General features: G+C 61.4%; 14 protein-coding genes. 8 read left to right on the top strand and 6 right to left on the bottom strand.

Features of this window, described 5'->3' with window-relative positions; genetic code table 11:
* Positions 1-12: 12 nt before the first annotated feature.
* From U5798_RS23175 to U5798_RS23160, 4 genes are all read right to left on the bottom strand, one after another.
* Positions 13-960: a 3-oxoacyl-[acyl-carrier-protein] synthase III C-terminal domain-containing protein gene (locus U5798_RS23175; protein ID WP_322083296.1), complete on the bottom strand. Its 948-nt coding sequence runs from the start codon at positions 958-960 to the stop codon at positions 13-15.
* Complete coding sequence (locus U5798_RS23170) at positions 957-1,856, bottom strand: 3-oxoacyl-[acyl-carrier-protein] synthase III C-terminal domain-containing protein (RefSeq protein ID WP_322083295.1); 900 nt, start codon at positions 1,854-1,856, stop codon at positions 957-959. The genes U5798_RS23175 and U5798_RS23170 overlap by 4 nt, the downstream gene beginning before the upstream one ends.
* A 121-nt stretch (positions 1,857-1,977) precedes the next feature.
* Positions 1,978-2,256, bottom strand: coding sequence for an acyl carrier protein (locus tag U5798_RS23165; protein ID WP_111020975.1), 279 nt, complete (start codon positions 2,254-2,256; stop codon positions 1,978-1,980).
* Between the two features lie 32 nt (positions 2,257-2,288).
* On the bottom strand, positions 2,289-3,548 hold the full coding sequence (locus U5798_RS23160; RefSeq protein WP_322083294.1) for an acyl-CoA dehydrogenase family protein: 1,260 nt from the start codon (positions 3,546-3,548) through the stop codon (positions 2,289-2,291).
* A 231-nt stretch (positions 3,549-3,779) separates the two neighbouring features.
* Between U5798_RS23160 and U5798_RS23155 the strand changes: the two genes are divergently transcribed.
* Positions 3,780-4,613 carry a FadR/GntR family transcriptional regulator gene (locus tag U5798_RS23155; RefSeq protein WP_322083392.1) on the top strand — a complete coding sequence of 278 codons (834 nt, stop codon included), beginning with the start codon at positions 3,780-3,782 and terminating at the stop codon, positions 4,611-4,613.
* A 201-nt stretch (positions 4,614-4,814) separates the two neighbouring features.
* Here U5798_RS23155 and U5798_RS23150 read toward each other — a convergent pair whose 3' ends face one another.
* Positions 4,815-6,242, bottom strand: a complete 1,428-nt coding sequence (locus U5798_RS23150; protein WP_322083293.1) for an amidase family protein — start codon at positions 6,240-6,242, stop codon at positions 4,815-4,817.
* A 342-nt stretch (positions 6,243-6,584) separates the two neighbouring features.
* Positions 6,585-6,824: a helix-turn-helix domain-containing protein gene (locus tag U5798_RS23145; protein ID WP_043177515.1), complete on the bottom strand. Its 240-nt coding sequence runs from the start codon at positions 6,822-6,824 to the stop codon at positions 6,585-6,587.
* A 249-nt stretch (positions 6,825-7,073) separates the two neighbouring features.
* On the opposite strand from U5798_RS23145, the gene U5798_RS23140 reads away from it, so the two are divergent.
* From U5798_RS23140 to U5798_RS23110, 7 genes are read left to right on the top strand one after another with little or no spacing between them, the layout of a single operon-like run.
* The gene (locus U5798_RS23140; RefSeq protein WP_322083292.1) at positions 7,074-7,949 is read left to right on the top strand and encodes an ABC transporter permease subunit; all 876 of its coding nucleotides are present in this window, start codon (positions 7,074-7,076) and stop codon (positions 7,947-7,949) included.
* Between the two features lie 3 nt (positions 7,950-7,952).
* The gene (locus U5798_RS23135) at positions 7,953-9,026 is read left to right on the top strand and encodes a branched-chain amino acid ABC transporter permease (RefSeq protein WP_322083291.1); all 1,074 of its coding nucleotides are present in this window, start codon (positions 7,953-7,955) and stop codon (positions 9,024-9,026) included.
* Positions 9,026-9,760 carry an ABC transporter ATP-binding protein gene (locus U5798_RS23130; RefSeq protein ID WP_124570583.1) on the top strand — a complete coding sequence of 245 codons (735 nt, stop codon included), beginning with the start codon at positions 9,026-9,028 and terminating at the stop codon, positions 9,758-9,760. Before U5798_RS23135 ends, U5798_RS23130 begins: the two co-directional genes overlap by 1 nt.
* Positions 9,747-10,517 carry an ABC transporter ATP-binding protein gene (locus U5798_RS23125; protein WP_322083391.1) on the top strand — a complete coding sequence of 257 codons (771 nt, stop codon included), beginning with the start codon at positions 9,747-9,749 and terminating at the stop codon, positions 10,515-10,517. The genes U5798_RS23130 and U5798_RS23125 overlap by 14 nt, the downstream gene beginning before the upstream one ends.
* A gap of 8 nt (positions 10,518-10,525) precedes the next feature.
* The gene (locus U5798_RS23120) at positions 10,526-11,704 is read left to right on the top strand and encodes an ABC transporter substrate-binding protein (protein WP_322083390.1); all 1,179 of its coding nucleotides are present in this window, start codon (positions 10,526-10,528) and stop codon (positions 11,702-11,704) included.
* Positions 11,705-11,756: 52 nt separating this feature from the next.
* The gene (locus U5798_RS23115) at positions 11,757-13,169 is read left to right on the top strand and encodes an amidase family protein (protein WP_322083290.1); all 1,413 of its coding nucleotides are present in this window, start codon (positions 11,757-11,759) and stop codon (positions 13,167-13,169) included.
* Positions 13,166-13,720, top strand: a complete 555-nt coding sequence (locus U5798_RS23110; RefSeq protein WP_124570585.1) for an amino acid synthesis family protein — start codon at positions 13,166-13,168, stop codon at positions 13,718-13,720. The genes U5798_RS23115 and U5798_RS23110 overlap by 4 nt, the downstream gene beginning before the upstream one ends.
* Positions 13,721-13,761: the final 41 nt, after the last annotated feature.

The raw sequence follows: 13,761 nt of genomic DNA, 5'->3' as shown, positions 1-13,761 counted from the left end.
TCGATGGGCTGATCAGTGGCGGACCACCATCGCACCAAAGCACCCTGCTAGGCCACATGAGAACAGCAGCGAGTAACCGCCCGGTTCCCGGTTCGAACATGTCTGGAAGTTAATGAAGGGATCGGCGCCAAAGACGTGGCCGATCGGCGCGAAGTTCGCCGTGAAGAGCCGCTCGCGAGGGATGGCTAGCATTGCCATCAGCCTGGACCAGCCCGGAAGATTGGCGTGGTGAGGCAGTACGTGCGTAATCTCGCGTGTCGTGATGCCCGCTTGCTGAATAGCGGCACGCATGGTCGTGAACGCAGACCAGTAGTATCGATCGTCGGGAACCGGCTGCAGATCCTCGTCCGTACCTCGGAACGATCGTCCGTCTGTATACAAGTGCAAGCCCGCGATGGCATTTTGGTGGCCGCCTCGTTCGAGCAGCAGCGCACAGGCACCGTCGCTATGGAGCGCAAGATCCTGGATTGCCCGCAGCCGGTCGCAGTGGGAACCGATCACGTCGGCGCAGACTACAATCGCTCGCCGGATGGTGAGTTGTCGCGAGGCGAGCGCCTGCAACACACGGATCGCGGCCATTGGTGAGACGCAGTGCTGTTGCATGATTGAAAATGCCAGCGCACGGTTCAGATTCATTTGGGACTGGATCTGTTGCGTAGTACTCGCGGGTGGTGCGATAACGCTGGTCTGAATCGTGTGCGTGTACACGAACGCATCGATCGTTTCGGGTGCTGTTCTGGTGTTGCGCAGCAGGGACGATATAGCGTCGACGGCAAGTGTCACGGGCGATTCGCCAACTGCGTCGTGGAACTGCGTTACGCCGTTTTCGATCAGTGCACGCGCACGAGTCGACGGCTGACCACAGCGCTCCGCCCAGCGATGCGCATCCACAGTCCGATCTGGCAGGCTGAACGCGATGCCAGACAGAGCGAGGGAGCTGGCTTGTTGCGACGCAATCATGATCCACCTCGACGAAATTCAAGGAGAGCGCAACCGGCCTGCCCTTGGAAACCGGCAGACCAAACGAGGGCATGTTGCCCCTCGTTAGGGTTGATCGATTGCAGCAGCGCGTCGAGTCGCGCGGGCGTGTCGGCTGCGCAGAAATGGCCGGGCGCGTCCATGCATATGTGGCAGGCACGTTCGGGCCGCAATCCACAGCGCGTGTGGATTTCGTGAGCCAGACGAGTGTCGATTGGCGCCGGAAGTACCCAGTCGACATTGCCAGGTTGAAAACCCGCGCTTGCGCACGTCTCGCCAATGACATCCGTGAGGGTCGATGTGTAGATGGGTTCGCGCTCGCTTGCCAGGGGTGGGATTCCTGGCGTCCGTACCGTGAGCCCGCGTACCCGCCATCCGGGGCTGGGGTGTCTCGCGATCAGGACGGCAGCGGCCCCGTCGCCCATGTCGACCAGTGCACCCATCCGACGTGAGAATGGCCGGCGCCAGCGCTCCGCGGCGACAATCACGACGGTATTCAGTCGGATGTCAGCGGCCATCATCGCCACGGCAATTTCCAACGCCATCAGAAACGACACGCCTTGAAGCTGGCCGACCGCCAGCGGTGCTCGGCTTGATCCAAGTTCACTGTGGAGACGGCAGGCGCACGACAATGCCAGATCATGCTCGAAGCTCGTTGTGCATACGATGATTTGATCGAGTGTGAGCGCCTCGACCTGAGCTGACGAGTCAAGCAGCGTTCGCGCAGTGGCAAGTGCCATGTCGGACAATGTCTGGTCGGAATCCGCAGCGACCCGGTTTTCAGTAGCCCGTGATGCTTGCGGCAACGGAATACCGGCCACGCCGAATGGGGCACCACTGTCGCGCCACCGCAGCGTATCGGCATACACTGCTTGCATCACGTCCTCTCGTGCGGACCCACCGGAAACCATGAATGGTTCGGAATGTGCATCGGCCGGGACATCGTGCTGTGGGATATATCGCGCCGTGGCGACAATGCGCGGTTCGGTGCCAGTGAAGTTAGTCGAAGGACGCATGGGATTCGACGAAAGAGACGAGATTGCCGAAGCGCAGGAACAGATCGGCGGATAGATCCTCGGGGGCCAGCGTGAAGCCGAAGCGCTGTTCGAGTTGCAGCAGCAAGTCCGTCATATTCATCGAATCCACACCGACATCGAAGAGGTTGGTGTCGTCTACGATGAGTTCGGTGCTCAGGGTGCTGCCAAGTACCGATAGCAAGCAAGCTTTCACTGTCTCGGACACGCTGGCGGAGCTGGGGGAAACGGGATGGGTTGCCATGAACGATCTCCAGTGCGAAGTTTCGGATGGGTTCAGGATGGGTGCGCTTCTGTAGAGCGGTGCGACGCGGGAGAGATGACCTCCCAGGGAAGAGAAGCCGAGCGGAGTGTGGAGCGAGCAATCATGAGCCGCTGCAGGTCCCCGGTACCTTCCATGATGTCGAAGGCCTTTGCATCGCGATAGCTTTGCTCAAGCGACGGAAAGGCAGCGATACCGTCAAGGCCGGCGAGATCGATTGCAGCTCGGGTGATGCGGGCGGCTACTTGTGACGCGTACGCCTTGGCCATTGACGCGTCCTCCGAAGTGGCCATTCCTTGATCTGTTTTCCACGCCGCGTGTCGGCAGAGCAACTGGGCCGTAGTGATTTGCCGATCGATATCGAGCAGAGCTTCGTTCACGTCGGCAGTGCGATGGCGTTGATTCACAGGATGTCCGCCTGCGTCGAAGTAGGCCGCGAGATCGTCGCGTACTCGTCGACATGCGCCGACCATGACCGCGGAAAGTAGGGGGCGGAAGTAGTCCCATGCGTGTTGTGCGCCCGAAAACGCGTCGTTGAGAGGCTTTTCGTCACCGCGTATGAGAAGTGCGTCGTCGGGTACTTCGCAGTCGTTGTAGGAGAGAACCGCGAGTTGACTGGCGCGCAGCCCCGCCATTTGCTCGACGCGATCGACGGAGAAGCCCGGGGTATTGCGATCGACATGGAACGCTCGAACACCGAAGCGACCAGCGTGCCGATTGATGGTGGCGAACATGATGACATCGTCTGCGCGTGCGCCATTGGTGATGAAGCACTTGGTGCCGTTCAGCACCCAGCCGCGCGCCGTCTTGCGAGCGGTGGTCCGCATCGCGGTCGCATCCGAGCCGCAGTCGGGTTCCGTAATGGCAAACGCACCCCAGCGCGGTGTGTCGCTGCGAAATCGTTTGAAGAAGCGAGTCTGTTGCTCGCCGCTGCCGAGTGCGAGGACGGGCGGCATTGCGAGGCCGGGGCCGGGCAGCGCGAGTGCTAGTGCCGCGTCTGCATATCCGAGATATTCCATCAGTGTGGTGCGCGACATTAGTGATTGCACGTCCGTGCAACCTCCGTACGCGGCCGGAACGAGATTCAGGTTCAGTGCAGGTACGTCCGAGGGTGCGCAAACTGCATCTGGAATCTGCCGTGTCCGGTCGGCTTCGGGGCCGTGCAAACGCATGCGTGCAGCAAGCTGATCCAGTTCCAGCCCGTCGGCCGAGAGCTTGGCCTGGATGGTCGCAAGCGTGGATTGCATCTGAGACGACTTCACCGACCGTGACATGAGGGATTTCTCCTGGTGGCTACCGACATTGAGTGACCGACATGCAGGGAAGTGATGGGTACTCGGCGTATGGTGTTCGGATTGCAGCGTAGGTCCTGGTCACTATCCCGGCTACTCCTAACCTTGGGAGGGAGGCTTGCATGGAACCGGAAATTTGTCCGTATCGGGCGCGGATGCCCGATAATGGCGCCGGAATACAGCAGTGAATGGCCAACGACGGACGTGACCGATATGGCAGGGCGAAAACCGACAACCGAAAAGAAGATGTCGCCGACGCAGCCGGATAAACGAGGCTCGCGCGCAATCAAGCGCGGCGACCAAGTGGCCGAGCAGATCAAGCGTTGGATTAACGACGGGCAGGCACGGCCAGGAAAGCGCTTGAACAAGGAGGCTGAGCTACAGCAAATGTTCAACGTCAGCCGCGGCTCGATGCGCGATGCGCTCAAGGCACTGGAGATACAAGGACTCGTGAGCCTGAGTACCGGGCCGGATGGCGGGGCGACGATTACGCGCGTGCCACTGGCCCGAGCATTCCAGTCGCTTCAGAACTATCTGTTTTTCGAGAGCGTCACGCTCGAGGACATTTATGCGGTACGCCGCACGCTGGAACCCATGGTGGCGGCGGGTGCGGTTCCCCATCTGAGCGACGCGGACTTCGATGCGCTCGAGCGCAGTGTGTCCGTCTGCGAGCCGTTCGAGGCACGTCACGCCGAGGCGCTCGACCAGCGACACGAGGATATCCATTTCCACGATGTACTGGCTGCCGCGCATCCGAATGCGTTTCTGCGCAGCCTGTGCCAGATCATCAATCAGATGCTGCACACGCTCGTGATCGTGGCGGGAAACGTGACACAGCAGGACTATCAGGCATTCGGGCGGCACACGGTTGCCGCGCACCGCGCGATACTGGACGCCGCGCGACGCCGAGATGCCGACGCGGTCGCGCAACTCATGACGGCGCACATGGACGAAGCGCATTCGCAGTTGCGCACAGTGCACGCTGCGCTGCAGCAGAAGCTGGTGCTGGACTCCGAATTGGATCTTGGCGACCGCGGCGAGTCATGATGGGCAGTGAATTTTGACATTCACTACGAGCGTCGGTTCGACGACGCGGCAGTGACATCATCGATTGCCCGCCCCTACAGCGCGCTGTCGATTCGATGAGTTTGGATGTGCGCGGACGTTGCGGCTCTTTCCGCCAGTCAGCGTCCGCATGACGCATCAGCTTAAGTTCGCTACGATCGAGGCGTAATCCGCTTGGGCGTCTCAGATCATCCGCGCCCCGCCGGCGACGGAAGCCGACAGAGCGCGCGTCATCTTAGCAAATGGCGCTCTTCCCAATGCGAGCTCAAGCTCATGGCTGACCCAAAGGACCAATGCATCAGAGTGACGGCCTCCGACGATCTGTACGCCAATGGGTAGTTGGTCGTCCGTTAAGCCTGCGTAAAGACTCGCCGCGGGCAAGCCGAGTTGATTACACCATGCAGTGAAATGTGGAAACAGCTCATTGGTAGACGCTACCTCGGCGAGCGGCATGGCGACACGCGGGTACACAGGGCAGATCAGGATATCGTGTCGCTCGAAAAAGGCATTGACTGCCGCACCTAGGTCGCCGCGTTCGATCAACGCGCCAAGCAATGTTTCGCGCGACACGTCCTCTCCTTCACGAGCATATGCCTGTAGCGTCGGATCCAGATCATCGATGCCACTTGGCAGGCCGGACGTGAGCTGTCGGCAAAACGCGCGCCAGAGGGTCGCATGGACGGCGTTGCATCGACCGATGCTGGGCGGGTCGGCAGCATCAATTCGGGCGCCTAATTCGCGGAGGGTGATTGCGGCACGCATCACGGCGGCATGGATTCCAGGTTCAACCGCAATCGGTAGCCCGAGCGTTGGGCTACAGGCAATACGGATACCGTCGGGGACAGGCCGACATTGTAGACAGCGTGTGTAGTCACCTCCATCGAACGGTAGGGCGTACCAGTCACGGCTGTCTGGCAGGCTGATCACGGTCAGGATGCGCGCCGCATCTTCGACGCAGCGCGTCATAGGGCCGACATGGCTGAGCAAACCGAACGGGCCGCGTGGCGCATGAGGCACGCGCCCGAAGCTTGGTTTGAACCCGAACGTTCCGGTGAATGCAGCGGGAATACGAATGGAACCCCCGCCGTCGGTCCCGATCGCTGCGGAGCCCATCCCGAGCGCAACTGCTGCTGCTGCACCACCGCTGCTGCCGCCGGGCGTACGCGTGAGATCCCACGGATTGCGTGTAGTACCGGTAAGAGGGCTATCTGTGACTATTTTGTGTGCAAAGTCGGGTAGCGTGGTCTTGGCAAAGCAGATTGCACCCGCTTCTCGCAGTCTTGCAACGCAGGGACTGTCCGAATGCGACGCTTCTGACCCGGTAGCGCGAGAGCCGAACCGAGTTGCGACGCCCGCGATGGAAACGTTGTCCTTGATGGTGATCGGTGCGCCGTCAAGCGGCCCCAGGGGTATGCCGCGTCGCCATCGAGCTTCGGAGGCCTCTGCCATGCTGAGCGCTGTGTCGGTAATTTCGCAGACCGCATTGACCGCCGGGTCGAGCGACTGGATGCGATCGAGCACATCACGCATGACGTCGACCGGCGAGACTTCACCGTTTTCGTAGAGCGCGCTGAGTTCGTGGGTCGTTAGCTCGCAAAGGTTGTTCGTCATCTCGCCTCCAATTAATTATAATAAATTGAAGGTAGGTGCGATGATGGTGTATGTCAAGGCCGCCATGTGATCGATATTTATAGGGTAAACGCGACGACGGTGGCCGTTGACAGCTGATTACTAGGCTCGTAGATTAGTGATAATAAATCTGTCGAAGAACGGTGTCGCCGCTCGAGAGCGGCCTGTATGGTCTAGCGCTTCCAGCTCGCTCGCTGGCGAAGTCAGATATGTCCCCGAGCGTGCGCCACCACGGCCGACAGTGCGGTGTTGGCGGGTAGGGCTACGGCAAGTGTTGCGACGGGGGAAGAGCTCCGCTGAGATGGGGAGCCGAAACAGAACAGATCAACGAAGACTGATGCGGTCCTCGGCGCCTTTGATGATTTGCGACAGCGGCGTGTCGAGTGCCTCAGCCAGAACGAGCAGGGCCTCGAGTCCGGCAACCGTCTCAGCGCGTTCGATGAGCGAGACGGTGTTGGGATGGACGTTTGCGCGAACAGCGAGCCCGACCTGTGTCAGCTTTTTTCTTTTGCGACGGCTGCGTATCTCGTTGCCGAGCGCTTTGATGAATGATTCTGTGGTCATGCCAACTCGATTTGATTAGGCAAATCGAGTATCGGGGAGCATTCGCTCTGAAATTCACAATATATTGTGAATTCGATTTGTTTTGTCCTAGTATTCACAATATATTGTGAATTTTATGGGGGTGTCGGTCAAGCGCTGGGCCGGCGGAAGGTGGGGTGTTTGAGTCAGGGGACGTCGACCCCGCTAGGGTGACGTGTCACGTTTAGATCGCGCGCGCCCCTTTGATTGGAGTGAGCTTGCGAGGGATATATGGTAGGAATGCTTAATATATTGAGTTACGTCTGCATCTTGATGCTGATTGCTTTGGGGCTAGCCATTGTTTTCGGCCTGATGGACATTGTGAACCTTGCACACGCGGAATGGGTGACGATCGGGGCCTACACGTTGGCAGTGGCGCAATCGTTGGGCGGGCCGCATGCGTTCTGGCTCGCGTTGTTTGTCGCGCCGGCGGTTGGCGCGGTGCTCGGGTGGTTCCTTGAGCGCCTCGTGATCCGACTGCTCTACGACCGTCCGCTTGACACATTGCTCGCGACGTACGCGATCAGCTTGATTGTCCAGAAAGCCCTCGAACTGATTTTCGGCACACATCCGATGTTGGTGTACGCGCCCGTAGATGGGGCGATTCCCGTGCCGGGGGGCAGCTATCCGGCGTATCGACTCTTCGTGATTGGCGTTGCAGCGGTGGTGACGACCGGTTGCTGGCTGCTATTCGCCTATACGCGCTTCGGAATTCAGCTGCGTGCTGTAATCCAACACCCCGCGATGGCGGAGGCCGTCGGTATCGACACGCGACGGCTGAACCGGCTGGCGTTCTGTGGCGGTGCCGCACTCGCATCGCTGGCCGGTGTACTTGTCGCGCCGATGATATCGGTGGAGTCCCATCTTGGCGTCGCCTATCTGGCCAAGGCGTTCTTCGTAATCGTGTTGGGCGGTATCGGTTCGATCGCCGGCAGTCTTCTGGGCAGCGCCTTCGTCGGCACGGCTGAAACGCTGCTCAGCTATCGCGTGGATCCGTCGCTCGCCTCGGCGATCGTGCTGATTCTGTCCATCGTTCTGATCCGTTTTCGGCCACAAGGGCTGTTGCCCGGTTTCAGCGCCGCCCATCAGCTCCACGGTAAAGGTTGAATCATGCTCCGACAACTTCTTTCGAGTATGCGCCGCTGGCTGTTTCAGCCAGCGCTCGGTATCGAAGACATCTCTCCGATGGCAATCGGCGCCGCGATCGTTGCTGCCGCATTGATCTTGCCGTATTGCCTGGGGAGCTACCCGCTTTCGACCGTGCGGGATGCGCTGATCATGGGACTGCTGGCGCTGAGCTACGACGTGCTGTGGGGCAGGGCTGGTGTGCTCACGCTCGGACACACGACCTTCTTCGGACTCGGCGCATACGGTTTCGCAATCGCCACCGTGCAATATGGACAGACGTCCGCCGTTGGAGTGATCGTAGGGCTGATCTGTGCCATGGTCGTCGCGGTCGTGTTGGGCTATTTCCTGTTGTTCGCCGGTGTGCGGTTGCACTTTTTCGCCATTATCAGCATGGCCGTGCTGATTGTCGTCCAGCAACTGGCGACAAGCTGGCAGTCGGTCACGGGCGGTGACACGGGCCTCCTCGGCATTCCGGGATTGTCCTTCTCACCGGTCGGGCAGACGCTCGATCTGAGCGGGGCGCGCGGGTCCTGGTACACGGTCGTGATCGTGCTTGCCGTGCTGCTTGTCGCGACCTGGCTCGTATGCCGCAGCCGGTACGGCAAAGTGCTGACCGCGATCGCGACGAACGAATGGCGCGCAAAGGCGTGCGGCTATCACACGTCCGGGCACCTTTTGCTGGTGTTCGTCGCATCGGCCGGACTTGCCGCTATTGCAGGAACGTTGATGGCCGCCTGTTCGGGGGTAGTGGCGCCCGATGTGTTCTCGCCGGTGCTGGCTACCGAAGTCATTCTATGGGTGGCGATCGGCGGTAAAGGCACGCTCGGTGGTCCGGTACTCGCCGCCGTCGGGTTGACGCTGCTTAAGCAAACGGTATCGAGCGCAACTACTGACGGATGGCCGCTGCTGCTCGGCGCATTGTTCCTCTGCTGCGTGCTGTTCCTGCCCAACGGCGTACGACTCGATGGCTTGATTGCCGGGACACGTCGGATCGAGCGAATTCGACGGAGACGTAGCCCCTTACATCGTGCCGAACGCGTGGAAGGAGGCCGGTAATGGATACGCCGCTGATAAAGGGTGAAGGGTTGCAGCGCGCGTTCGGTGGCATTCACGCGGTCGACAACGTCGATGTGTCGATTGGCTCACACGACCTGCTGTGCGTGATTGGCCCGAACGGCGCTGGCAAGAGCACTTTGGTCGGGCTGTTGTCCGGTGCGATCGCGCCAGGGGCCGGAGAGTTGTATCTCGCCGGTGAGCGCATGACGGGGCGGCCGATGCACCGATTCTGCCGACGCGGCGTGGTTCGCAAGTTCCAAGGCACGAATACATTTCTTTCAATGAGCGTGCGCGAGAACCTCGTCGTCGCGGGCCTCGGTGTTGCCGCGTACCGGGATACGCCGATGCCGAACCCGGACGCCATTCTGGACGAGATAGGACTGTCGGACCAGGCCAACTTATGTGCGATGACCCTGCCGCATGGTGAACGCCAGTGGCTGGAGATCGGTATGGCGATGATGTGCCAACCCGCGTTGCTCTTGCTCGATGAACCGGCCGCTGGCCTCTCGGTCGCCGATGCGCAGCGGCTCGTATGCCTGATTCACCGTCTGCGCGAGCGCTGCGCGGTACTCGCGATCGAGCACGACCTGAGCTTTGTCGAAGCGCTACGGTGCGAGACCTGGGTCATGCACCGCGGCCGGATCGTTCGACGGGGCTCCTATGCGGACATCGCGCGCGATGAAGAAATCCGGCGCATCTATCTCGGTCAGGGAGCGGGTCATGCTACACATTGAGAATCTGTCTGCCGGGTATGGCGACGTAGCAGTGCTGCATCAACTCGACCTCGACGTCGGGCCAAACGAAGTTGTCGGAGTACTCGGCTGCAATGGCGTGGGAAAGACGACCCTGGTCAAAGCGATCATGGGCTTGCTGCCACGCGTGACAGGTGACGTGCGGTTTCAGGGGCAATCTATCAACGGCTTGCGCACCCATGCGATCGCCCGACGCGGCATCGGACTAGTTCCTCAGGGGCGCTGGATTTTTCCCAAACTGACCGTGCGCGAAAACCTCATGATGGGCACGCAGGCTGTGGGTGGTGGGGCGATTCTCGACGAGGTGTTCGAGTATTTCCCCATTCTCAAGTCCCGACTCTCGCAGCACGGCGGCACGCTGTCCGGTGGTGAGCAACAGGTGCTCGCGATTGCCCGCGCGCTGTGCGGTCGGCCGAAACTGCTGTTGCTGGACGAACCGTCCGACGGTGTGCAGCCGAATCTGGTCGAGCTGATCGGCGAGGTCATCCCAACGCTGTGCCGCCGATCGCAGCTCTCGGTGCTGCTCGTCGAGCAGAACCTCGATCTCGTGCTGCGCAGCGCGCAGCGCTGCATCGTGCTCAAGAATGGACGAGTTGCCCATGCCGGCCGCATCGAGCCACGAAGCGGTTCGGCGGGGGCTCATCCGTTGGCGCAATACCTGTCGCCGGCCGCCGAGTCTGACACGTTTTCAATCTCTTCACCACATTCGACGCATTCCCACCTGGACCTCACCCGATGAAGACTACGATGAATCGTCGCGCCTTTACCCGAACCGCCTTATTCAGTGCCATTGGCGCACTCGCCACGTCCGTGGTGCCGTCGCTCGCGCGCGCCGCGGCGCCGCTCAAGATTGGCTTGCTTGCACCGCTGAGCGGTCCGCTCACCCGCGTGGGCGAAACCAACCGCAACTGCGCGCAGTTGGCCGTCGACGAAATCAATGCCTCCGGTGGGTTGCTGGGCCGCCCGTTGCAACTGAGCGTCGAGGATACCCAGATGTCCACTGCTGTGACGCTGCAGAAGGCCAGGCAACTGTTGATGCGCGATGAGGTCGCGGTCCTGACCGGCATGGTGCTACCGTCCGAGCGCGAAGCAGCGTTGCAGGCCGCCAAGTCCGCTGGGCGGCTCGTGATCTACCCGAACTTCGACGAGGGGCGCTGCGATCCGAATCTGTTCACTACGGGCCTGACTGTCAACCAGCGCGTCGATCCACTGATCGATTGGCTGATGCGCAAGGGTGGTCGAACGGTCTGCGCGGTGGTCTCGGACATCGGCAGCAACCGCAAGGTGCTGGTACCCGCGCTGCAGGCAGCGGTGAAGCGTTACGGCGGGCAGTTTCTCAACGTGTATTGGTTGCCGTTCGGCACACGCGATTATGGTGCCGTCTTGCAGCAGATCGCAAGCCAGCACCCACAGATTGTCTGGCACAGCATCGGCGACGACCCGGTCACCTTCGTCAAGCAGTACCGCTCGTTCGGCATGCAACCGCAACTGGTGACTGACATTGCGCACGAGTCGCTGTCGATCGCGACCACGGGCGCGTCGACCGGGATCATTGGCGTTTCCTCGTATTTCATGAGTGTCGACAACCCGGAGAACCGGGACTTTCTCGCGCGCTACACGGCACATGAAGCTGGCCCACACGACCCTCGGTTAGGGCAGTTGGCCGTGGTGCTCCCGCACGGCGAGTGCACGTATGCCGGACTTCGCCTGTTTGCAGCGGCTGTCAAGGCGGCCGGCAGCGTCGACGTTGCCCGCGTGAAAGTCGCGCTGCCGGGTGTTTCGTTGAATCTGCCGCGGGGGAAGGCGGGCGTGAGCCAGGACGGCGACCATGTGTTGTGCCAAACCCGTATCGGCAGGGCACTGTCGGACAATAGTTTCGCGGTGTTGGACTCGGCCGGACCGATTTCACCGCAGTGCGAGGGATAGGAATGAGGTAATCAAACACGTTTTAATTTCTCTATATTATTAAGGATTGCATATGAATGACGTACTGGGAATGAACGTCGAGAAGTTAATGGTCGGCTACCGACGCCGCTCGTTCTCGCCCGTCGAAGTTATTTCCGCGGTTCTGGACCGGGTCGCGCTCTTCAATCCCCTTGTCAACGGCGTGTGCAGCCTCGACGAGGACAGCGTGCTGGCCGCCGCACGCGAGTCGGAGCGACGCTGGATGCGCGGGGAGCCGTGTGGATTGCTGGATGGCGTACCGGTTTCGGTCAAGGACCTCGTCGCCGTGCGCGGACTGCCTACCCGATACGGATCGCTCACGTCACCCAATGCGCCGGAGGCCGATGACGCACCCGCGGTCGCGCGACTGCGACAGGCCGGCGCGCTGCTGTTCGGCAAGACTACGACCTCGGAGTTTGGCAACAAGATCGTCACGGACAGCCCGCTCACCGGCATTACCCGTAACCCGTGGGACCGGCGTCTCACGTCCGGCGGGAGCAGCGGTGGATCAGCTGTAGCGGTTGCGCTCGGCATGGGACCGTTGTCGCTGGCCACCGACGGCGGCGGCTCAATCCGCGTCCCAGCCTGCTGGAGTGGGGTGGTCGGAATGAAACCGTCGTTCAACCTTGTGCCAGCCGGCGCGGCGGTGAGTTGGACGCACCTATCGACGCTTGGGCCGATCGCGCGCTGCGTAAGCGACGCGGCGCTGATGCTGACCGTGATGGCCCGCCAGAGCGATGCGCGAAGACTGGTTTCTGCTTGTCCCGATCTGCGCATCGGTCTGGATGATGGCATCGCCGGGTTGCGCATTGCCTATTGCCCGGCGCCTGCTGGCGTACAGGTTGAGCCTGACATCACCGTGAGCGTCCGTCAGGCGGTGGGCCTGTTCGAGGCACTCGGGGCACGGGTCGAGGAAACGGACGTGAAGCCGCTGGACGGCTATCTGGAGAGTCGCATGCACGCGACCCAGTGGGCCGTCTTCTTTGCGCAAAGAGCACGGCAGCTTCCTCCCTCTGCGCGGCAGCAGCTTGACCCGGATGTCTGTGCACTGGCCGAGGTAGGGGATGACGTTCTCACTTCGACCTTCGTCGATGCGCTTCAGGCGCGCCACGCGCTGACGGTCGCGATGGCCGCGTTCTTTGAAGACTACGACCTTCTGCTCACGCCGACATTCCATTGTGCCCCGCCGCTCGCACAGGGGCAGCCCGAGCACTCGCGCATGGCGCCGCCGTTGACGTCGTGGTGTAACCAGACTGGGTTGCCGGCGGCGAGCGTGCCGTGTGGTTTGCCTGGAGGGTTACCGACGGGCCTACAGATCATCGGGCCGTCGGGCGGCGATGCGCTAGTGCTGCGCGCGGCACGGGCGTACGAGTGCGCACGTGGTCCGTTTCCGGCTCCGCCAGAAGCAATGCAAGGCCAGACTGAGGTCGTAGAGGTGCGGATATGAATCCGCCCATCACCAAAATCGTCGTTTACCTCCTCGAGCGGCGTGCCGAACTGCAAATACAGGTCGATCCGCCGCATCGGCAAGTCGTGGCGGCGGCGGTTCTGCGGCTCGACGACTGGCACGCGGACGGGCCGACTGCGGCGCTTGAGTCGCTCTATGAACTGGGCGCTGAGCTGGGTACGTTGCTGACCGGACGGGCGCGATGGGCGTTGGATGTCACGCCGTCGGCAATTCAGGCCTACGGCAAGGCAGCGCTCGTGGGCAGCGCGGTACCGCTCGAATGTGCGGCGGCGCTCTTGCATCCCCGCATGGGAAGGGCCATGCGCGAGAGCTTGCCAGGCGCGACGTCGTTGATTCCGTCTGTGACCAAGCGTGCGGCGCCGGGCGCGTGTGTGGACATTCCGCTCCACGGCTGCACCGACATGTGGAGCTTTGACCACTTTGACACGGTCTCGCTGACGCTCGCCGATGCGCCAGCGCCGAACGAGATCGTAGTGGCGATCGCGCTGGCCGACAGCGGTAGACCGCTAGCGCGTGTTCGACCGGACTGAACAGTGTCGATGCCAAGACGGCACGACACGAACAAACAATC

Source organism: Burkholderia sp. BCC1972, assembly GCF_905339605.1.
GTDB lineage: Bacteria > Pseudomonadota > Gammaproteobacteria > Burkholderiales > Burkholderiaceae > Burkholderia.
Note: the sequence above shows the minus strand (reverse complement) of the source record. Positions and strands in the feature narration are given on the sequence as shown.